The sequence below is a fragment of the Paenisporosarcina sp. P4_E4_2 genome (genome assembly GCF_056401595.1).
Window position 1 is genome coordinate 1 of record NZ_JBFUJC010000063.1, and the last position, 20447, is coordinate 20447.

At 39.8% G+C, this 20447-nt stretch carries 20 protein-coding genes and 1 pseudogene; 8 read left to right on the top strand and 13 right to left on the bottom strand.

All coding sequences use genetic code 11. The features are described 5' to 3' along the window. Positions 1-100 precede the first annotated feature (100 nt). On the bottom strand, positions 101-1015 hold the full coding sequence (locus tag AC1DSB_RS06915) for a thermonuclease family protein (RefSeq protein WP_477531257.1): 915 nt from the start codon (positions 1013-1015) through the stop codon (positions 101-103). Between the two features lie 144 nt (positions 1016-1159). Beyond that, positions 1160-1675, bottom strand: coding sequence for a helix-turn-helix domain-containing protein (locus AC1DSB_RS06920; protein WP_477531256.1), 516 nt, complete (start codon positions 1673-1675; stop codon positions 1160-1162). Between the two features lie 173 nt (positions 1676-1848). Here AC1DSB_RS06920 and AC1DSB_RS06925 point away from each other — a divergent pair, with 173 nt between their 5' ends. Both AC1DSB_RS06925 and AC1DSB_RS06930 read left to right on the top strand, forming a co-directional pair. Then, positions 1849-3153, top strand: a complete 1305-nt coding sequence (locus AC1DSB_RS06925; RefSeq protein WP_477531255.1) for an MFS transporter — start codon at positions 1849-1851, stop codon at positions 3151-3153. Positions 3154-3240: 87 nt separating this feature from the next. After that, positions 3241-4224: an ornithine cyclodeaminase family protein gene (locus AC1DSB_RS06930; RefSeq protein WP_477531254.1), complete on the top strand. Its 984-nt coding sequence runs from the start codon at positions 3241-3243 to the stop codon at positions 4222-4224. A 55-nt stretch (positions 4225-4279) separates the two neighbouring features. Here the strand turns inward: AC1DSB_RS06930 and AC1DSB_RS06935 are convergent, their stop codons facing one another. Further along, positions 4280-4504 carry a hypothetical protein gene (locus AC1DSB_RS06935; protein WP_016428730.1) on the bottom strand — a complete coding sequence of 75 codons (225 nt, stop codon included), beginning with the start codon at positions 4502-4504 and terminating at the stop codon, positions 4280-4282. 56 nt (positions 4505-4560) lie between these two features. Beyond that, complete coding sequence (locus AC1DSB_RS06940; protein WP_477586222.1) at positions 4561-6405, bottom strand: DNA ligase D; 1845 nt, start codon at positions 6403-6405, stop codon at positions 4561-4563. A 114-nt stretch (positions 6406-6519) separates the two neighbouring features. Between AC1DSB_RS06940 and ku the strand changes: the two genes are divergently transcribed. Next, positions 6520-7344, top strand: coding sequence for a non-homologous end joining protein Ku (gene ku / locus AC1DSB_RS06945; protein WP_477531252.1), 825 nt, complete (start codon positions 6520-6522; stop codon positions 7342-7344). An 84-nt stretch (positions 7345-7428) separates the two neighbouring features. Beyond that, positions 7429-7716 (top strand): hypothetical protein, encoded by a 288-nt coding sequence (locus AC1DSB_RS06950; RefSeq protein ID WP_477531301.1) that lies wholly within the window; start codon positions 7429-7431, stop codon positions 7714-7716. A gap of 83 nt (positions 7717-7799) precedes the next feature. Here AC1DSB_RS06950 and AC1DSB_RS06955 read toward each other — a convergent pair whose 3' ends face one another. Next, positions 7800-8606, bottom strand: a complete 807-nt coding sequence (locus AC1DSB_RS06955) for a DUF2935 domain-containing protein (protein WP_477548427.1) — start codon at positions 8604-8606, stop codon at positions 7800-7802. Positions 8607-8811: 205 nt separating this feature from the next. Next, positions 8812-9999, bottom strand: coding sequence for a CapA family protein (locus tag AC1DSB_RS06960; protein ID WP_477531250.1), 1188 nt, complete (start codon positions 9997-9999; stop codon positions 8812-8814). A gap of 608 nt (positions 10000-10607) precedes the next feature. Here AC1DSB_RS06960 and AC1DSB_RS06965 point away from each other — a divergent pair. The 4 genes and pseudogenes from AC1DSB_RS06965 to AC1DSB_RS06980 all read left to right on the top strand — a co-directional run bounded on the left by AC1DSB_RS06965 (position 10608) and on the right by AC1DSB_RS06980 (position 14179). Beyond that, a pseudogene (locus AC1DSB_RS06965) lies at positions 10608-12379 on the top strand (endonuclease MutS2). 305 nt (positions 12380-12684) lie between these two features. After that, positions 12685-12870, top strand: coding sequence for an aspartyl-phosphate phosphatase Spo0E family protein (locus tag AC1DSB_RS06970; RefSeq protein ID WP_016428723.1), 186 nt, complete (start codon positions 12685-12687; stop codon positions 12868-12870). A gap of 326 nt (positions 12871-13196) precedes the next feature. Continuing rightward, on the top strand, positions 13197-13481 hold the full coding sequence (locus AC1DSB_RS06975; protein WP_016428722.1) for a YiaA/YiaB family inner membrane protein: 285 nt from the start codon (positions 13197-13199) through the stop codon (positions 13479-13481). A 257-nt stretch (positions 13482-13738) separates the two neighbouring features. Beyond that, the gene (locus tag AC1DSB_RS06980) at positions 13739-14179 is read left to right on the top strand and encodes an NUDIX hydrolase (RefSeq protein ID WP_477531248.1); all 441 of its coding nucleotides are present in this window, start codon (positions 13739-13741) and stop codon (positions 14177-14179) included. 250 nt (positions 14180-14429) lie between these two features. On the opposite strand, the gene AC1DSB_RS06985 is transcribed toward AC1DSB_RS06980, so the two are convergent. The 7 genes from AC1DSB_RS06985 to AC1DSB_RS07015 all read right to left on the bottom strand — a co-directional run. Beyond that, positions 14430-15026 carry a tubby C-terminal domain-like protein gene (locus tag AC1DSB_RS06985; protein WP_477531247.1) on the bottom strand — a complete coding sequence of 199 codons (597 nt, stop codon included), beginning with the start codon at positions 15024-15026 and terminating at the stop codon, positions 14430-14432. A gap of 66 nt (positions 15027-15092) precedes the next feature. Then, positions 15093-16307, bottom strand: coding sequence for an MFS transporter (locus AC1DSB_RS06990; RefSeq protein ID WP_477531246.1), 1215 nt, complete (start codon positions 16305-16307; stop codon positions 15093-15095). 243 nt (positions 16308-16550) lie between these two features. Further along, positions 16551-16970 carry a hypothetical protein gene (locus AC1DSB_RS06995; protein WP_477531245.1) on the bottom strand — a complete coding sequence of 140 codons (420 nt, stop codon included), beginning with the start codon at positions 16968-16970 and terminating at the stop codon, positions 16551-16553. Further along, complete coding sequence (locus AC1DSB_RS07000) at positions 16960-18468, bottom strand: FTR1 family iron permease (RefSeq protein WP_477586224.1); 1509 nt, start codon at positions 18466-18468, stop codon at positions 16960-16962. The genes AC1DSB_RS06995 and AC1DSB_RS07000 overlap by 11 nt, the downstream gene beginning before the upstream one ends. A gap of 397 nt (positions 18469-18865) precedes the next feature. Then, on the bottom strand, positions 18866-19129 hold the full coding sequence (locus AC1DSB_RS07005; protein WP_477531243.1) for a hypothetical protein: 264 nt from the start codon (positions 19127-19129) through the stop codon (positions 18866-18868). A gap of 199 nt (positions 19130-19328) precedes the next feature. Beyond that, entirely contained in the window at positions 19329-20159 is an 831-nt protein-coding gene (locus AC1DSB_RS07010; RefSeq protein ID WP_477531242.1) for a lysostaphin resistance A-like protein, read from the bottom strand. Positions 20160-20219: 60 nt separating this feature from the next. Further along, positions 20220-20447: hypothetical protein (locus tag AC1DSB_RS07015; protein ID WP_477586226.1), on the bottom strand; the 228-nt coding region annotated here is incomplete at its 5' end.

A 20447-nucleotide genomic window follows, 5' to 3' on the forward strand; every position in this document is an offset into this window, starting at 1 on the left:
CCAGGTAGACAGAATCGATGTCCAGGTAGACAGAATCCCATTCCAGGTTGCACAAATCGTAGATTACAGTGGATATCTTGAACTCACGCAACTATTCAACCTAACGCTCACACGCAAATTGGTCTTTATCACGGTCCATTTTCGGTTGATAGGCCGGATGGTCACTCGGCACTCCGTTCGGATACTTGGTACGGAGGTGCGTACAGTTATCGAACCACTCAGTTGTTCCTGCGGGATTGGTAGTCACAGAACTATTTGATCCAGAAGAGTTATCGCTGCTTGAACCGCTCTGTGAAGAAGTCGTTGATGAGCTTGCAAATCCTGAATCGGTGGCGTAGTCTTCAATTGCCCAAAATCCGGCTTTCTTCGACTGAGCTTCTTTTTGTGCTTCTTCGTAAGGATTTAAATGACGAGTATTTGGTGGATAGACATATGCAACGCGTGCCAATCCTTCACGGATCAATGTTTCCTGTACACTTTTGCCGTCGACATATACATAAGCCAATAGACGTCCATATTTATCTCGTTTCTCACCAATATCAAATTCAAGTGTTAACTTTCCGCTGTTCACGAGAGCACGATTTCGCTCCTTGGCTTCGGGCCCGAAAGGTTGTTTTCCTAAACGAGGGTGACTCGTCTCCGGTGTATCGATTAACAAGTAACGGACCGGTTCGTCCACGCCTTTATACATCACGCGAATCGTATCGCCGTCCGTCGTCGAGACCAATGTCACAGGGATTTGATCCGTCGTACCTTGTTGAGGTGCTGTTATGATTTTCGTAGCGGACTTAGATTCCGCCGGCTTAATGGTAGTTACTTTATCGGCAGGCTTGTCGTCTTGCTTCTTATCGTCAACGACGCTTTCTTGATCTGCAGAACCGGAATCTTCGTCTGTCGTCTCTTTTACAACAGGCTCATACTTCTCATCGTCCATGCTTGTCGTGCCACAACCAGAAAAAATAAGGGCACTACCCACAATCAAGCATGTTAATTTATTTTTGAAACTAAAAGTCACTTTTAATATCCTCCTCGAGATTTCCTTTTCTAGTATAACAACAACCTCCGTCTATAAAACATAATATTTAACATAGTGTGTTGCCATACCAATTGACCGAAAAGCTACACAAAAAACCTCCTCTGGATTTCTGAGGAGGTTTGGTTAATTTTTCGATGATACGACCAAAAATCGTACATCGTTTTCAGTATGGTTGAACCAATAATGTGTCTTACGTGCATCGAATAAAGTGGATTCTTGTTCACGAAGTTCAGTTCGATTGCCATCCATTTCGACCGTTAATACGCCTTCCACTACGAACAGAAATTCATGTCCACCGTGTGAAAATGCATTCCCTTCATTTTCTCCCGGTTGAAGTGTGACTAAAATAGGGGAAAAGCTAGCATCTCGAACTCCATGAGATAAGTCCTTGTAATAAAAACGCTCCCTTCGGATAGCCAAATTGTCATGTGAATGTTCTTCTGCAAAAAACACACTCGGATTTACACCTAATGCGTCTGCAATTTTCTTTAGCGATTCAAGCGTAACACTCGATTTTCCCCGTTCCACCTGTGATAAAAAACTAATGGATACCCCGGTTTGTTCAGACAAAGCCTTTAACGTCATTTTCCGTTCTTTGCGAAGACTTTTTAATGTATCCCCAATTGATTCTTGTGGCATAAGAATTCCTCGCTTCATCATAATCTCTTACTCTCATAATACATCACTCAAACAGCAATGAAATATAAATTGTGACAAAGTATTGACAGAAAATTTATAACTGTCTAAAATGAATCTCGGAAGATAAATTAAAGTGTCACTTCAATTTTCATTTCACATAAGGGGGATTTATGATGGATAAAAAACAAACCCGTCGCATCTTGATTGCGAGTTTAGTAGGGAGTTCAATAGAGTGGTTTGACTATTTCTTATACGGAACAGTTGCTGCACTTGTTTTCAACCAACTATTTTTCGTTAATGAAGATCCGACTGTAGGACTTTTATTAGCATATGCGTCATTTGCTTTAGCTTTTTTCATCCGTCCGTTTGGCGGCGTGATATTCAGTCATATCGGTGACCGCATTGGACGCAAGAAAACACTCGTCTTAACGTTAAGCTTAATGGGGATTGCTACGTTTGGAATGGGCTTATTGCCAACTTACCAAGCAATAGGCGTTTGGGCTCCTATCTTATTGATTACACTTCGCTTAGTGCAAGGTTTGGGAATCGGCGGGGAATGGGGAGGCGCACTTTTACTCGCAGTAGAATATGCACCCCCTGAAAAACGTGGATTGTTTGGTAGTATCCCGCAAATGGGCGTAACCATCGGAATGTTGATGGGAACGATCGCTTTATGGGTGATGACGTTACTTCCTGAAGAGTCATTCATGACCTGGGGCTGGCGTGTGCCATTTATTTTAAGTGCTTTATTAGTTATTTTTGGTTTATGGATTCGTAAAGGCATTGATGAAACACCTGAATTCAAAAAAGTGCAGGAATCTGGCGATATTCCAAAATTGCCGATTGCAGATACACTGAAATACCACTGGCGTGAAGTGTTGATAGCTATTGGAGCGAAAGTGGTAGAAACTGCACCTTTCTATATTTTCAGCACATTCGTCGTATCGTACGCAACAACAAATTTAGGATATACACGAACAACTACATTAACTGCCGTTATGATTGCTACCGTCGTTACGACGATATTAATCCCAATCATGGGGAACTTATCGGATAAAGTGGGACGCAAAAAGTTATACGTTGCTGGCACGGTCGGCATGGCACTCTTTGCTTTCCCATACTTCTGGATGATTCAACAAGGGTCAGTTGCATTATTGATTATCGCAACAGTTATTGGACTCGGAATCATTTGGGCACCGATTACAGCAGTTCTTGGCACGATGTTTTCGGAAATCTTTGATGCAAAAGTACGCTATACGGGCATTTCATTAGGCTATCAAATCGGTGCAGCATTAGCGGGTGGTACAGCTCCACTTGTTGCTACGGCATTACTAGCACGTTTTGATAATTCGTATGTACCGGTTGCACTTTACATCGTGTTCACTGCACTTATTTCACTAGTTGCAATTTGGGCTGTGAAAGATCGCAGTCGACAACAATCTAAACGAATCGTGGTAGGAAAAGAGAGTCGCGCGTAAGCGGCTCTTTTTTTCTCTTATGTTCAGCTCACCACACGAAATCATTTATTAGTGTGGGAAGTAATGTTTTTTGTTAGGAGGAAGACCATGTTAATCATCAACGAACATCAGATTCAACAACTCTATAAAATGGTTGATGCCATTGAAGATATCGCAGCGGTATTAAAGGCTATAGAAGCAGGGAAAATCAATAACCCCCATCGCACAGTACTCGAATTTCCTCAACACGAAGCATCCGCATTATATATGCCGAGCGCCGATATGGCTGGCGAAGTAACAGCGGTCAAAGTAGTAACGATTTTTCCAGGAAATCCGGCCGAAGGAAAGCCAACCACACAAGGGGTCGTGCTACTTTCCGATGCGACCAATGGCGAGCATGTCGCAATGATGAACGCATCGTATTTGACACGACTGCGAACAGGTGCACTTAGTGGCATCGCAACGGATTTATTGGCAAAAAAAGATAGCCGAATCCTAATAGTCATCGGAACAGGGGCAATGGCTTTTGAACAAGTACTTGGCGTGCTGGCGGTTCGTACCATCGAAAAAATCATCTTGGTTAATCGGACACCGGAAAAAGCGCAAGCATTTGGCGAGAAATTACGTACATTTGGAGTGAACGTGCCTTTTGAAATCGAAATTGATGTTTCAAAAGCGGTGAAGCATGCGGACATTATTTGCTGTGCCACCCGATCAAACGAACCTGTATTCATGGGATGTGATTTACAACCAGGAACCCATATAAATGGCGTAGGTTCCTACTTGCCTCATATGCGTGAAGTGGACGAAACAACAGTGTTAAGTGCAGACAAAATTGTGGTGGACGACTTGGCTGGCGTAAAAGATGAAGCTGGTGAATTGATGCACGCTGTAGATAGTGGGAACTGGTCATTTGAAGACGTTCATGCCCAACTCGGAGAACTTGTTGTTGGAACGAAGTCGGGAAGAGAAGTACAAGAAGAAATCACCTTCTTCAAATCCGTAGGAGCTGCCTATTTCGACCTTGCTGTTGCAAAAGGCGTCTATTCTAAAGCAAAAGAAGCGGGGATTGGAATGGTTGTAGAAGTTTAATATTTATAACAGTAAAAGAGCATCGGCTAAGCCGATGCTCTTTTGTTGAATCCATTCAATGTGAAGTTTCAGTATGTGCGGTGATTTCTTCGGCAAGGTCATGTTTCACCAAATGTTCGCCCAGATGGTCGCTACTACAAAAAATCAACCCTTCGTACACCACGCAGATATCTTCTTCATAAATTTCCCCGTTACAGAAATCGCAATTATAGATCACAATTGCTTGTTGTGGATCACTAGGTAGTCCTGCACCTGTAATCATTGGATTTTCAATTTGCATCCGAATCCTCCTTATTTTTAGTATTTAGTTTCTCCGATAATAAAAAATTCAATGAGTTATGCCTTATTTTCCACTAATTCTTGCAGTTGACTCAGAACATCGGCAAACTTCATTTCGTCAGCTGTATCCCGGAAATTCCGAAAAGGATTCCCTTTGTTTTTCAGGCGTTCCAAAACGGCGGGTATGGAAAATAGATCAGGTTTCAAGGAATCGTGTACTTCATCCCAAGTTAACGGTGTGGCAATCAAACCTTTTTCAGTTCCTCTAGCAGAATAGGGTGCGATGATGGTTTTCCCTTCATGATGCTGCACATAGTCCAAATACAATTTGTTGTGGCGGTTCTTAATCAAGCGCTCTGTTGTAAACCATTGAGGTTCCTGTTCGCATAAAAAATCACAAACAAATTTTGTGAACACGCGTGTTTCGTTATAAGAAAAACGATCAAGAGGCAAAGGAATGTAAACTTGCAAACCTTTGCGACCAGAAGTTTTCACAAAGGATTCAAGACCAAATTGATCAAAGATAGCTTTCATTCGCTGCGCGGCTTCTATGGCCAATGAAAACTCTTGAACGGATGGAGGGTCCAAGTCAAACACAATCTCTGTCGGCTTTTCTGTTCCTATTGTCTGGAAAGGAATATGTAACTCCAATGCCAACTGATTCCCAAGCCATAGTAAGGATTCCAGGTTATTGCACACCATATGTGTGATGTCATCTCCTGCTGAGGTCGCGAGAAAATCTGGAAATGTATCAGGTGCATTTTTTTGATAAAAACTTTCTCCTTCAGCACCATGCGGGAAGCGGATGACGGTCAGTTGTCTATCCTGCAAGAAAGGCAACATATGGGGAGAGACATGTTGCAAGTAAAGTAAGTAATCATCTTTGTTCAAACCTAATAATGGCCACACGGGCTTGTCCGGATTCGTGATTTTTACATTTTCGGGTAAAGGATAAAGCTGACGTTGCATTTGTTTCCAATCGCAATCGGCAGAGTCTTTGTCAAAGACGAATGCATGAAATCGCGGTTCCCTTAGGTGTTWGCCATCGAAATCAATGCATGCAATTTCTACGCAAATGGATGGTTCAAGTTCCCATACATTCGAAGAAATTAAGGTGCCATTTGATTCGAATAACGTCCTTAATGTATTCATTTCTTCTTTTTTCAGCCCGTGACGAAAAGTAACAACTTCAATCAACTGTCCTTTGCCATAAATGGATCCATGGAAAAAACCATTGTTGTGATCGTATTTGGATAAAATGACCGTGACATATCTCCAGTTTTTAATTTTCATCCAGTTGCTGGTGCGTTTATCACTTTGCCATTTGCTCATTTTTCCTTTGGCAACGATACCTTCACCATTACTTACTTTTACTTCATTCCACAATTTCTTGCTGTGTTTGTTTTCCTCAACCATTTGAATTCGTGCAAAATCCTGATAATCCACGGAGTGTGGCAAATTGAGGGATTTAAACAACTTACGCATAAGCTGCTTACGCTCTGAAAAAGGAACACTTTGTTGCGTTTCGCCTTTGCAGGTTAACAAATCAAATGCAACATAATGACAAGGGAATTCCTGAGCATGTTTACTGATGACGCTTTGTGTTCGCATACGGCTTCTCATTTGTACAATGGAAAAGTTACTTTGTTGGTCATTCACCAAATAAACTAGTTCTCCGTCAAGCATCAAGGGCAAAAAGGAGCGGATATTCTCATAAATGTCCTGACAATAATCAATGATTTCAGGAAACATCGGATTGAGCACTTTGCCATTCCGGCTTTTGAGAGTGGGCGTTTCATCCACCCATTCAAGAAGGCAACGAAAGCCATCGTATTTCACTTCGTACAACCAGTCTTTTCCCGTTGGAATTTCTGTTGCAGCAGTTAAAAGCATCGGCTTCAATTTTTATCCTACTCTCGATTGTTTTTCCTAGCTTTTGTAATTTTCCGCACCTGATACATAAATATAGGCAAAAAAAGCATAGTAAGAAAAAGAAATGTAGGTGGTGAATCGAATATGCATACTGTTTGGAAAGGAAGTATCAGCTTTGGACTGGTCAATATTCCAGTTAAGCTTCACGCTGCGACAGAAAATAAGGATATTAAATTACGACAATTACACAAAGAGTGCAACACGCCAATCAATTACCAAAAGGTATGTGCCGGCTGTAAAAAAGAAGTACAAAGCGAAGACATTGTTAAAGCTTACGAGTATTCGAAAAATAAATTTGTGGTGTTGGACGACGATGAACTGGAGAAATTGAAAAAGGACAATGAAGACAAAGCAGTGGAAATTATTGATTTCGTGAAATTGGAAGAAATCGACCCCATTTACTTTGAAAGAAGCTACTACATGGCGCCGGATGGGGGAGGAGGGAAAGCGTATTCCCTTCTGCAAAAAGCATTAACTGAATCTGGGAAAATTGGCGTTGCCAAAATCATGATCCGTTCAAAAGAACAGCTAGCAGTAGTGCGAGTTTACGACGAAATTTTGATTATGGAAACGATTCATTTTCCAGATGAAGTACGAAGTGCGAAGGAAGTCCCAAATATCCCGAGTGAACCGGCTATCGTTCAGAAAGAACTTGATACTGCCTTGTTATTGGTGGAGCAATTAACGACGACGTTTGAACCCGAAAAATATACGGATGACTACCGTACTGCACTGATGGAATTGATTGAAGAGAAGAAAACTGGCAACAAGACCGTAACGGCGAGTGAGAAACAAGTTGCAGCACCTTCAAATGTGACCGATTTAATGTCTGCACTTCAAGCGTCACTGGATAAAACCAAAAAGAAGAGGCCGGCTCCCCGAAAGAAGAAAGCGGCAAAAACGTCTTAACATACATTGGACCTGGTCCTTTGTATGTTTTGCTTTTTCTGGCATATCTCCTGTACCATTAAAGCAAAGGAGGATTGTCGGGTGATGAATAAAGAACAACACGCCATGATTGTTTACACGGAAGTAGAACGAAAAATCGACTTTTATTACAAGCTACAGAAAATTGCCACGCATCATGAACTAACCATCACATCTGAAAACGTGACGACAGCCAGAACAAAATTTACACTCAATCAGGTACTGGATGTTTCCTACAAGTCTTTTTCTTCAGAAGCGGGAATTTTATACCTCCATACCCATCAAGGCGTTTTTCCATTCAACATTCACAGCAATCCGCAAACCTTTATCGATACTTTTCGCTCGTTCAAATAATGTGGGTCATCTTGCATTCGTGATGCCTGAATAATCTAAACTAAAAAGAAAACAAAAAGAAGCCGTTAAAGCTGACGGCTTCTTTATAAACTGACTTCGGGCTTAGGATTTGAAAGACTTACCTCGAAAATATCAATGATTTCAATAAACCGTTCGGCTTCTCTAAAAACATGATCCGCTAAAAGAGGATGAATATCACTCTTAATCCGGCATGCTTCAATTAAATCACGGGCTGTTTTCTTAAAGTCTCTTAATGCAACGACGGACACCCGATTTTGATCTAAAAAATGATCGAGTAGAGGGGTCGTTTCTGATTGTGGTCTCATACTATCCAAGTCAATTGCCTGGAACATTAACTGATCAAAATCGTTGCTAAATTCTCTTGCCTGATCGACCAATTTTCGTTCGCTTGGGTCTAATAAATGCCCGATAAACTTCGCATGGTCCGCCATAATTTTAAGGAAGAATACATTTTCTTCAATGATGGCCTCGGGTAAAGGCTGTAATTTACCTTCATTCAAATCTTTTAATCGATTAGCAAAATAAGCGGCTTCTCTACTCGTATGATCAACCAGTAAAGGGTAGTTATTTGACGTGATTTCACAACGAAGAATGAGTCCTAATACTTTTCGTTTATACGCCCAAATGGATGCAACTGCTTGATACACCTGCGTGTTGAAAGCTTTAATCTGTCGTGGATCGGTATGCACCGAGTAACCGGCTAACTGCTCTTCAATTCTTTCAAAGACAGCAATGAACTGTAGAGCTTCCTCAATAAGCTTTTTATCATTTGCAGAAAATCCTAAACTTAAAAATAGAGCATGTTCTTTCATAATTCTTGCCCAAAATCGAATTTCGTCTAATGACCTTACCACAAACTCGTTCGACATCAATTCGCCTCCGTTCGTTTGCCTACAAATAATTGTATGCCAGGCTTTGTCAAACATGCTTTAATTTAGACAATAATTGAGGCTGCAAACTATCCTGAGTTGCATCAAGATAGCTGCTAGATGAAAAATGAATCCAAAGATAAGGCATAGGGTAAAAAACACAAAAAAGAGGATGGCTATAGAGCCGTCCTCTTTCATTTATCGATTATTTTTCAATAAACGTTAGTTCATTCGTTAATGCGTTCATGTGTCTTTGGGTGTTCTCATAGTGCGTTTGATAGCCAGGTAAATAAGATTCCGTTAACAAATGCATAGGGATGACTTCGAAGTCACTCTTGTTTTTGTAGTAACCATAAGTCGGTACGAAACTAGGGTGATCCAACTTGATAACCGTTTTCTCCGAATCCACGACTTTCGTTATTTCCACGCCACCAATGCCACCTGTCAATTTCTCCAAACCCTCTTGGCTAGATAAAAAGTTTCCTAAACTATACATGACGAATGTTCGCGTTCCGTCCGGCCGTTCAATCCAATCAACAGGTTGAAGAACGTGAGGATGATGGCCAATGATAATATCAACGCCCATGCTTGAAAGCTCATTGGCTAAATTAATTTGTTTGTCGTTTGGTGTTTTTTCATATTCATTTCCCCAGTGCATGGATACGACCACCACGTCCGAAATGGTTTTCGCCTTTTTTACGTCCTGTTCAATTAACGGCAAGTCAATCAAATTAATCAAATAAGGTTTGCCTTCAGGAACTGGCATGCCATTTGTGCCATAACTATAGGACAGGAAAGAGAAAGTGATGTCATTCTTCGTGACAGTCCGTACCATATTCCGGTCGTCTGGCGATTTAAAAGCACCCGTATATGGCATCCCAATTTGATCCCAATAATCAATGGCGTTAAGAATTGCTTTTTCTCCTCTATCCAGCGTGTGATTGTTTGCGATGGTCACTAAATCGATTCCCGAGTACTTCAACGCATCTCCAATCTCATAAGGACTGTTGAACTTGGGGTAACTGGAAAGACCCAGCTCCGGACCCCCAATCATCGTTTCTTGATTGGCAATTGCAATATCAGCACTTTCGATAAAAGGCTTCACTTTTTCGAACATGGCCGTAAAATCATATGTTCCGTCAGACATTTTTGCATCTTTATATACGGGTTGATGTAGCAGGATATCGCCAATTGCAACAAGTTTCGCGGTTGTTACCACGGGTTTTTCAATTTTGAATGCTTTGACTGTGATTGGCTTTATAGGTTTTTTTGCCATTTCAATTTCCATTGCATTGGCGACCGGAATACTGTCGATTGGCAATTCAGGGGCAGAAAAATGTGAACAGCCAACGATTAACATACATAAGGCGATTAATAAATAGTACTTTTTCACGACGTTCCTCCAAAATATTCATTAGCTACGATATAAAAAGAGTGATAACAACATGTATCGCAAATTAGTAACTAGTTTTGACAAAAAATGCGACGATAATACGTATGTAGCAATGAAGATTGATATGCTGGAAGAATGAAAAGTTCAATAATAGTATCTTGTCATGTGGTTATTCTATAAATAGATGAAAAGTCCTGCTGAAACGGGTTCCTATAATTGACAAAATTCTGAAATTCGCATATTCTGAATTTGTAAAAGAAAGATCCGAAAGAGGAGTTTATTTATGAGTGTGGCAGTTCTTAACTAATCCGTCATTTTAATACGGTCTTGAAAGTAGCAAAAACCAAGAAAATGCTTGGTTTATTTAGGTTGCGCTTTTCAAGAATTGTTAAGAACAAGCATCATAGCAAAGAAGAATGGAATTTCCAGCTATGGCATGTATTTGTCATCGCTTTTTTTGTGTCTATAAACGGTCATTTGTTTGATTTTCGTCAACCAAAACCGATTTAGTGCACAAATCAGGGGCTCCATTACATGCAATATCTTCTAAGCCGTCATGAGTGTTTTCATGTCGGCTTTTTTATTTGGAAAAAAGGGAGGATTTAATAATGAATCAACAAACAATTGATGTATTGGGATATCAGGAAATTTTACAGGAAGTAGGGAGCTTTGCGATTACGGAGCGGGCGAAGAACTCAATCGAGGGATTGCGACCGACCACGAATAAGAAAAGTATTGAACATGGATTAGGTGAGGTGCATGAAGCACTGCAAATTATGAAAATCAGTGCCAGTGTGCCGATTCATACATTAAGTGATATGGAGCAATACATCGAACAGGCAAAGAAAGGATTGTACATTCGGGCTGATCAGTTTACTCGTGTCCTTTCTTTCCTGGATCACTGTAATAAACTGAAGCGCTTTATGAAAGATAAACAGTACGCAGCACCTACTATCCATTTGTATGCGGAATCAATAGGGGATTTAAATGAGTTGGAAGCTGAACTTACGCGCTGCTTGAGACACGGTCAAGTAGACGATTATGCTACGAAAGAACTTTCAACTGTTCGAAGACAGTTATCCATGCAACTGGCTAAGGTGAAGGAACGAGCACAAACGATGGTGAAGTCAAAAACGTTTGCGCAGTTTTTGCAGGAAGCCATGGTTTCCGAAAGAAATGGCCGTTATGTGTTTGCCGTCAAAAGGGAGTACCGAACTAAAGTAAAAGGGACTGTTATTGATTCCTCTGCATCAGGCGCTACGTTATTCATGGAGCCGAAAGAACTGGAAGAAATGCAAGAGTCGATCGAGTACTTGAGAATTTCAGAAGAGCATGAAGTGGAGAAGATATTGTACGAACTGACCGAAAAATTCTTAGAACAAGAACTAGCAATCAACATTGCTATGGACACGATGCATCATTATGACATCATTTTTGCGAAAGCAAAGTACAGCGTCTCCATTGATGGGGAACGTCCGACGTTGAATGAAGACTATAACATTCATTTGAATGGAGCGAGGCACCCTATGCTGAAAGGGAATGCGGTTCCTTTATCCATCCATTTCGGAGAAAAAGATCGGGCACTGGTCATTACGGGTCCGAATACTGGCGGGAAAACCGTCACGCTAAAAACCATCGGACTGCTGACCATGATGGCACAAACAGGTTTGTTCATTCCAGCGGAAAAGGGAAGTTCACTCCACATTTTCCATCGAATCTATGTGGATATAGGCGATGGACAGAGCATCGAAGCGAATTTAAGCACATTCAGTTCACGTCTTTTGAACATTATCGACATTTTAAAGAAAACCGATAATCAATCACTTGTACTGCTGGATGAGCTTGGTTCTGGAAGCGACCAACGTATCGTTTGTTATTAGGGCAAAGCGGGAAAAGCCAGGCGTTTGATATTGCATTGAAGCTTGGATTGCACCCGCAGTTAATCAGAAAAGCACACGATATATCGTATAAAGGAGAGCAGTCATACCCTCATGATGCCAGTGAGGCTGATTTGAAGGACCTTCATTATGTGCAGCAAATCACGACAAATAAATACGCCAGAAAAACTCGACAAAATAAGGAAGCCATTGAAGAAAAGGTAGCGCAGTTTGAACAAGGAGACAATGTCACGATTCCCGCTACGAATGAGACTGGAATTGTATATAAAGGACCTGACAGCAATGGGAATTACATCGTGCAAATGAAAGGCGAAAAGAAAGCTTTTAACCATAAAAGATTGCAGCTTCACATTAAAGGAAGTGAACTGTATCCTGAAAACTATGATTACGATATCATTTTCAAATCCAAAAATTATCGGAAAGTGAAGAAACAGCTCAATCGCAAGCATGTTAAAGGGTTAAGTCTCGAGGGTGAGGAGTAATTAACTAAATGCAATATTAATGCTAAATAAGCCACAGAAAGCACATAGCTTTTTGTGGCTTATTTTATGAAAAAAATGATTTATTTTCACAATATGTAGTGTCGAAAAATAAATTTAACACCATATATTGATTTACATGGATTTGCGTTATATAATAAAAATGTAAAGTAAATGGTAATAATAAGAAGGAAAAACCCTTCAATCAAGCTTATCGCAACCATAGCCCTGTGTTTAAAACGCTTTTCTGACTGACCGCTAGAACTTATGTGCTCTCAAAAATCATATGGGTATGGAGGAAGGGAAATATGAATACGCCAACGATAGGTAAAACGAACGTAACGTTGAAACAAATCAACAGTAAAAAAAGAGAAATGTATAAGAAAGCAAAGCACTTGGGTATGAGTCATCCCAACGTCGTCATGTGCAGTCAAGAGTTGGATGAGTTACTCAACCACTATCAAGGGATTTACCAGTTCAATTTTGTCGTCTAGCTTAAGATTAGCCAATAAAGAGTGCGAAGCAAGGTGATTATGTCACTTTGCTTCGCTTTTTTTCTGTATGGGGCTGCGAATATAAGATTCGCGAATAGAAGTGTCAAAAGCGCGAATAGACAGGCTGGAAACGCGAATACAACCAAAAACCGCAAATAGACTATTTTTTAAGCTATACAGGGTTGCCCATAATATGTCTCACTCTAGTAAAAAAGCGATAACGGTCTGAAAAATGGGAAAATGCATTTTTTTCTTACGAAATACCTAGAATTTCCACTCATATCATATAATAAGAAGTACAAATAAAGAGAAAAGTAGGGTGTTCTATGTATCCAACGAAATACAGAAGACGCAATACCGTCGCTTTTACCGTGCTTGCTTATTTCACATTCTTTGCAGGTGTAGTCATGTTCGCAATCGGTCTTTACAATGCGGATAATTTACAACTAAATGAAAAAGGCTATTACATCGCAGTCATGATCTTGGTGGCAGTGGGTGCAATCCTAACACAAAAAGTGACACGTGATAATGCGGAAGATAACGATATCCTGGCAGAACAGGAAAGACAATTTAACAATACACGAATTCCAAGTGGGTCAAAAGAATCGTAATGAAAACTGAAATAGTTAACAAATTGCACTCCATTTTGGGGTGTTTTTTGATGGAATGAAAAGACAATCTTGAATTGGAACTTTTTTACTTTCAGTACGTATAAAGAGACACGTGCGTTAATTTAATCTTGAATCGTTTAATATCTTTATGTATTCCTTATAGAATGTATGCAACTGCCTGCAGAGGACATTCTTTTAAAAAGTGAGTATAAGGCAAAATAAATTGATTTATAGATGAAATCTGAGGAGGGGAACTTGTGTTTATTGTAAATGTAGAGGGCGCAATTTATCACGATGAAAAGTGGTTGTTAATCAGACGCAGTGAAAAAGAAGAACATGCGGGTGGATCGCTGTCTTTGGTTGGGGGCAAGGTAGAAATAGAAGGAGTTTCATCAGATATTTTAGAAAGAACACTAAAAAGAGAAATTGCGGAAGAAGTGGGCATTGAAGTTTCAAATCTTCGGTATGTGAATAGCTCATCATTTGTTACGGATTCAGGCATCCATGTAGTAGATATTGTATTTCTTTGCGACCACCATTCGGGAGAAGCGTATGCTAAGAGTCCAGATGAAGTGGACGTCGTTCTGTGGATGACCACTGAACAAATCGTAAATCATCATGATGTACCGGGTTACTTGAAGGACAATATCAAACTTGCGGATAGATTAGCTCAACAACATACAATAGTAAATTTTTAAAGTCATGATTAAAGATACAGAGGGGATAAGTATGAAGAATAATCCTAGGAAAAAAGAAATGGTTTTTAAGAGACATGGACAGATGGACAGGGAGATTCGAGATTCGATCCTAATTGAAATTATTTTAGGCATCCTCACCTTTATCCCGAGACTAATCATTCGTGTGGTAAGGAATTTATTTTAATTGGACTAGTTAACGATAAATGTATGGAAAGAAATCAAAATGAAAAACTCCATCCAACAACCAATATTAAGCACCCAAATAGTAAAACGTATGATATAGTACGGCCGCGATAACTGCAATTTCCTGTGTCGTTGCTTGAATGACAACGGTATCAATTGTTGAGATTTTAGTCGCAGAAAGTCTCGAAACAGTGGCAACGTGTGTATTGTTGCATTTCAAGTGACCGACACCTGTATAATCGTTTTCAATATAATATTCGTGGTTGGCAAGTGTAATCGAATAGGCTTTTTCCATCAATTGCACTCTATGGCTCTTTATCGACACGGTCTGTGATGATACATGATCGGTAAATGTGTAGCCAATGCCTGGAAATGTACAATCTACACTATATAAAGGTTGCTCGTACTCATTTACGATTTTATAACAGTAGGGCAAGCCAGTGATCAGGGCATCGTTGACGATTTTGGCAACAAAGCCATGGGGCTGCTTTTGCATCGCAAAACTGGTGCCGCCTAGCTCATGATTGATGGGCATTGTTGTAGAAAGGAACACAGTTCCAGGCACTTTGTATGTATAGCGTTGAATTCTCCTATTAATGAAAGTCATTTGAGTAATTTTTTCATAAAGGCGTTGTGAATCTGAATAACTTCCATACCACAACATGTAAAATACCGCTAATTCAATGATGGATTAGCGGTGTTTTACTTGAAAATTATATTTGCATCCACATCAGGTGATCGTTTTAGGCGTTCTTCCATAGCGGACATACACGGCATAAAACAGCGCGGCACTCAACAATCTCAGTCCAGAGTTTAGATACATTGCCATCTCGACACCCCAACTGTTCAACATCCAAATACCGATTTGCGGTGCAAGGAACGCCATAAATGCAAGCAGGACATTGTAGGTTGTGATGCAATACGTACGTGATTCTTCAGGAGACTGTTCCAACAATAAATTGAACAGCAGCAACACGACGCCTGACAGGAAGAAGCCCGACATCGTCTGGACGAGTGTTAAGTAATACAAGTTCGTCGATAGTACCGTCATAAATGGCGTCGAAGCCATCCCAATTGCGGCCCATACGAAGACACGCACATTCGATTTGCGCTCAGCCCATTTTTTCCAGAGCGGGAATGTCAAAATTTGCATTAACATATTTCCGACAGAAAACATACTGATCCAAAAAATGGTCGCACCAACCACACGCACATGGTAAATGTTAAAAATCCCCCATGCCATTTGCCACGCAAAGTTGAAGAATAGTGCTGCTACTAAAAACCACACGTAATTAGCATGCTTGAAAATGGACCAATCCATTAACTTTTTCTTTTCCAAAGGGCCACCCCCATGGGGAGGCGCTTCATCGTGCTTCATCAACAAGAAGGCTTCCAAAAGTCCAAATCCAAATGCCAAGACAAATAGGATTTGATACGCTGTCACATTGTCGGATTCATCTTTCATCACAATGCCGATGATAAGTGTCGAAACGAGCCCAACCATCGTCAACAGCCGGTTACGGTCACTGAAAAATTGGCCACGCCTGGATTCATCGATCATGCCGCTAATCAAGGTTTGCGAGCCGATGTTTGCCACAGTATTCGGCACACTCATTAGTGCAATGATGGCAAGGAAAGCCCATGCCTGCATCGATTCAGAAGGCAAATACACGAGCATGACAATCAGCAGGAACATCAACCTCGCAAACAAAACCGACATCGCCACTAGCTTCTTATGCTCATGTGCTCGGTTCAGTAGAATGGCAGCTGGAATAGTCATGAGCAACGCGACAAGCGGGGGAAGGGAACTAATCAATCCCACTTGGTAGTTGGTGGCGCTCAAAATGGTAATTGCAAAAATGGGAAAGAAGTTGTTCGAAAAATTCATCGCAATGGTCGAAGCCATGCCATAATAAATGCTGATTTTTTCATTATATGGTCGCATAAGTATCTCCGTTATAATTCAAAGAATAGGTTCGATATTCTATGAATTATAAACCTGTAAAAAAAGAAAACAAGTACTTCGAGACACAAAATTTTTGGGACGCTGTTTAAAATTTAGGAGGCACCCCATTCAAATGTTTTAAAAACAAACATGAGGGTTTTTTCTAATCACCGAATATGTAGAGTTCACGTACAAAAAACAGCTTGCAATCTACGTTGAAGTAAATTGCAAGCTGTTCTGATATTATTTTATTTTTTCAACATCGGAAAGGACACTATCCAAATCGTCAGCGGCTTTATTTAATGTGTCTACATCAAGAGGGTCAATTTTTACTCCTGCTTCAATTATGTGAAGGGGTGTTTCAACTTGTTCATAAAGGTCCGTGTCTTTTTCTTTTACTGCATCTTCAAAACTCTCCCAAATTTCTTCTAAGTTTTCGCCATTTGCTTCGGCTTTCTTAGTATCATTTGCTTCTAATTGCACTTTCAAATCGGCAACTTCAGCTTTCATTTCTTTTGCTCCATCCGCAATCGATGTTTGTGAAGTCGTCTCTTCTGTTTGGGTGTTATCATCAGTTTTTGTTTGTTCATCATTTGTTCCACAAGCCGATAAAGCCATTGATGCTGCGATTATTATTGGGAATACGTACTTTTTAGATTGCATTATTAAGTTCCTCCTGTTTTTTCATACTTGATTGAATTGTTTTTTGTTTTATTTTACCCAAAAACGCTACAAAAACTGCAACGACTAACAAAATCATTTGAGGGATAAAGCTCTCCCAAGTTGAGTAGATCGCAAAAAAGTCAATCGTTGGAATTGGAGCTTGTGTAGCTGGAATTAACCCGGCTAATTGTAAACCATGAATGCCCATACCCGTAAACTTAAAGCACAAGTAGAACATTAATATACTCGACACCATGAAAAATGGACGCATCGGAATTTTTAAGCCTACTTTTAAGATTAAGTACGATGTAATCAATAATATAGTTAGGCCAATCGCTATGCCACCTAATAAGGAACCTAAGTCAATAGAAGATGCCATTCCGATATAGAATAAGACAGTCTCAGTTCCTTCACGGAAGACAGCAAGAAAAGCTAAAATCGCAATTGAAAGTAAACTACCAGTATCGAGTGCCTTCGTACTTTTCTTCTGGATATAGCGATTCCATTCTAAAATACTCGATTTACTATGAAGCCAATAGCTCATGTAGCTGAGCATGACAGCAGCAAAAACACCTGTCCATCCAGCAATCAGGAAGTTGTTGTGACCAAATGTGCCAGCTGAGAATAAGAAGTTGACCAAAATGCCAAGAACCAGACTGATGCCAATACCAGAACCCACGCCTACCCAAATCCATTTATTCTTGTCCGAATGACCGGATTTCTTTAAAAAGCCCATAAGCGCTACGACAACTAAAAGAGCTTCTAACCCTTCGCGTAACAGAATGGTCGTCGCATCTAACATCGTGTAGCTAGTTTTTGAAACAAGTGGTGATAAATAATCTCTCATTTCTTCAATGGTTTTTTTTGCCCCTTTTACATCGGGCGGATTAGCTGAAAGCATGGAATATGAAGTAACCATATCACTTTCTGCATTTTTGTAGACCGTTGCAGACTGAGTGAGCACTACACCTTCAACGTCCAACCAAGATTTTCTGAATTCCTCTATATCTAATTTAGCACCGTCAATATCTTGGTTATCAATTTTGTCTAAAGAGTGATTTAATAACATAATCAGTTTGGCAACATCGCCATTATTTTTTGAAGCATCTTGATCCGCAACTGAAGTTTGTGAGAATTGCCCATTAATAAATTTAGTGTTCGTTTCTTTCAGTTGTTGAAGCGTTTTTTGAACACTTTCCGAGTTAACCGGATCTTGAGCTAAAGCAAACTGAACTTGTCCCATGTTATCTTCTATATCATGGTAAGCCTGTTCAGATTTTTCTTTAATTCCTGATTCAAAAGAAATCCAATTAGCCGTGTATTTCTTAAATTGTTCAGAGGCAGTTTTAGTGTCGCCCAATTGAACAGATTTTATGACTTCATCAATTTGAACGTTTGCTTGGCGCAGGTCATCTTCAGGGCTCGTAGCAAAACTTTTGGTTGGAAAAATTAACAGCCCGATAAGGACGAAGACTAGAGCAAAATGTATAGATCGCATTATTTTGTCTCCTCATTATATTGTTATTTAAATTAATTGAAAGATTAATTCGATAATGAAAATCATTATCAATTAGATTCTTACGAATTATAAGGCTATATAGATGTCTTGTCAATCACAGAATAAATATGAATAAGGTCGAAATAAAAAAGGGGAGAAGAACGATTATAATATAGAGGGAAAAATGGAGTGGTTGAATGGAAAAAATAAACAAAATGATGCCTTAAATAAACTAAATGTGATGGCTCACAACTTTTCGATTTTCAAAAAGATATGTGCCATCACGATGGCCAAATTAAGGGTATATACTCCTGAAGGGAAATTCATATATGGTTGTCTGATGCCAATCGAGTAAATGCCTATACATAAAATAATGAAGATATTAACATTGAACTACCTATTGTTTCTCCTTCGCCCGCTCTTTTTGAGCCGCTTCATACCGGGCACGCATCCGCCAACTTTGGATGAACGAAATCAAATAATACATCCCGACGTAAAGAACAACGAACAAAGCGATATCCAAAACAAATTTGAAAAGGGATTCCCAAACAAATTGACCGTCACTGAACAATTTGTATTGGAAAAATGGTAATAGTAAATACGTGAAGTTACTAATGAGCCACGCTGAAATGAATGCGGCAACTGCTTTCCAAAAAGTCATTAATGATCACCATCCTTTATAAGGATATTATGTTGAAACAAAATGATTGGAATATCTTTAAGCACATATTGTGAAAAACGGTCTGTGGAGTCATTTTTTTCAAATCATTTGAATCCCAGAGAACTGAAAGTACCAGGGACTATGTCAATCCCCACATTCAGTCTTTTTCTTTTTCGGACGATTATTCGATTATCTTTCATCATTGAGCCATTTCTTCTTCCACTTCTTCTTTATTTGTTTTCTTCGGCAAACTTTTAACCAAACTTACAATCACCCACGTAATTAATACAGAACTAATCAATAGCACAATCGCATTCGGAAGGGCTTTATCATACAGTTCTGAGCTTTCCATAATGCCCCACTTTGGCCAAGTCGGTGCGACATACATCCAGATCACGGCAATCGAATTATTGATAATGTGCATTAAAATCGGAATCAATAAATTGTGTGTTTTCAAATACAACAAGGAAGCGATCACTCCAAAGATAAATGCCCCGACAACATCTGCATGCAACAGGCCAAACAGAATACTGGAAATGAGGATTCCGCCCCACATCGACGTTTTCTTCATCATGCGATGCAACAAAACGCCACGGAAGATAAACTCCTCAGCAATGGGACCAATAATGGCTATACTGACAAGTGAAATCACTAAATAAATCGGGTTTTCCGGCATCGGAATGGGCTCCAACAGAAAATCCACAAACCCAGGAAAAATAGGATACAAGGCAAACAATTGAAGCCAAAATACACTTATTGAAAACGCAATGGAAATCGCAACAAATCCAAATAAACGAGGTAGCCATTCAACGGTTCCTTCCTTGAATACCACTTCACGTACAGATCGACCTTGTTTTCGGAAATGATATCGGAAAAACAGAATGGGTGCTGCTATATACAAAATCAGCGTAATTCCGGCTTCCACAAAATTATCATCATTGTAAGGAAGGAAAATAGCCCCAAATCCAAATACCACCATCAACAAAATAGTCAAACCAAACAAATGACGCGTCTTCATCTCTTCAAACATTCGCTCAACCCCAATCAAATTCTACTTACTTATACGCAACTGGGAGGAAATGGTTTCGAATTATTGAGAAACTCCTACTGGCTGCGATAATACATCTCTTTTTCGTCTGTCGGAGTATATGCTTCTTGCAAGATACATGATGATGAGAATCAACAATAATAAACTGACCACGAGAAACGTGCTTTTCAGGACAACGTTCACATATAAATCATCCGTGCTGACTAAGAAAAGGGTTTCTATCCATGAAGGAAAGAAGAATTCTTGAAATAAAGTGAAGCCGTTATGTAC

Excerpts from the sequence above, each read along its gene's own strand:
- AC1DSB_RS06920 (WP_477531256.1), bottom strand. The coding sequence starts at position 1,675 with ATGCCACAAGAATCAATTGGGGATACATTAAAAAGTCTTCGCAAAGAA.
- AC1DSB_RS06925 (WP_477531255.1), top strand. The coding sequence starts at position 1,849 with ATGGATAAAAAACAAACCCGTCGCATCTTGATTGCGAGTTTAGTAGGG.
- AC1DSB_RS06930 (WP_477531254.1), top strand. The coding sequence starts at position 3,241 with ATGTTAATCATCAACGAACATCAGATTCAACAACTCTATAAAATGGTT.
- AC1DSB_RS06935 (WP_016428730.1), bottom strand. The coding sequence starts at position 4,504 with ATGCAAATTGAAAATCCAATGATTACAGGTGCAGGACTACCTAGTGAT.
- ku (WP_477531252.1), top strand. The coding sequence starts at position 6,520 with ATGCATACTGTTTGGAAAGGAAGTATCAGCTTTGGACTGGTCAATATT.
- AC1DSB_RS06950 (WP_477531301.1), top strand. The coding sequence starts at position 7,429 with ATGAATAAAGAACAACACGCCATGATTGTTTACACGGAAGTAGAACGA.
- AC1DSB_RS06955 (WP_477548427.1), bottom strand. The coding sequence starts at position 8,606 with ATGTCGAACGAGTTTGTGGTAAGGTCATTAGACGAAATTCGATTTTGG.
- AC1DSB_RS06970 (WP_016428723.1), top strand. The coding sequence starts at position 12,685 with ATGAATACGCCAACGATAGGTAAAACGAACGTAACGTTGAAACAAATC.
- AC1DSB_RS06975 (WP_016428722.1), top strand. The coding sequence starts at position 13,197 with ATGTATCCAACGAAATACAGAAGACGCAATACCGTCGCTTTTACCGTG.
- AC1DSB_RS06985 (WP_477531247.1), bottom strand. The coding sequence starts at position 15,026 with ATGTTGTGGTATGGAAGTTATTCAGATTCACAACGCCTTTATGAAAAA.
- AC1DSB_RS06990 (WP_477531246.1), bottom strand. The coding sequence starts at position 16,307 with ATGCGACCATATAATGAAAAAATCAGCATTTATTATGGCATGGCTTCG.
- AC1DSB_RS06995 (WP_477531245.1), bottom strand. The coding sequence starts at position 16,970 with ATGCAATCTAAAAAGTACGTATTCCCAATAATAATCGCAGCATCAATG.
- AC1DSB_RS07000 (WP_477586224.1), bottom strand. The coding sequence starts at position 18,468 with ATGCGATCTATACATTTTGCTCTAGTCTTCGTCCTTATCGGGCTGTTA.
- AC1DSB_RS07005 (WP_477531243.1), bottom strand. The coding sequence starts at position 19,129 with ATGACTTTTTGGAAAGCAGTTGCCGCATTCATTTCAGCGTGGCTCATT.
- AC1DSB_RS07010 (WP_477531242.1), bottom strand. The coding sequence starts at position 20,159 with ATGTTTGAAGAGATGAAGACGCGTCATTTGTTTGGTTTGACTATTTTG.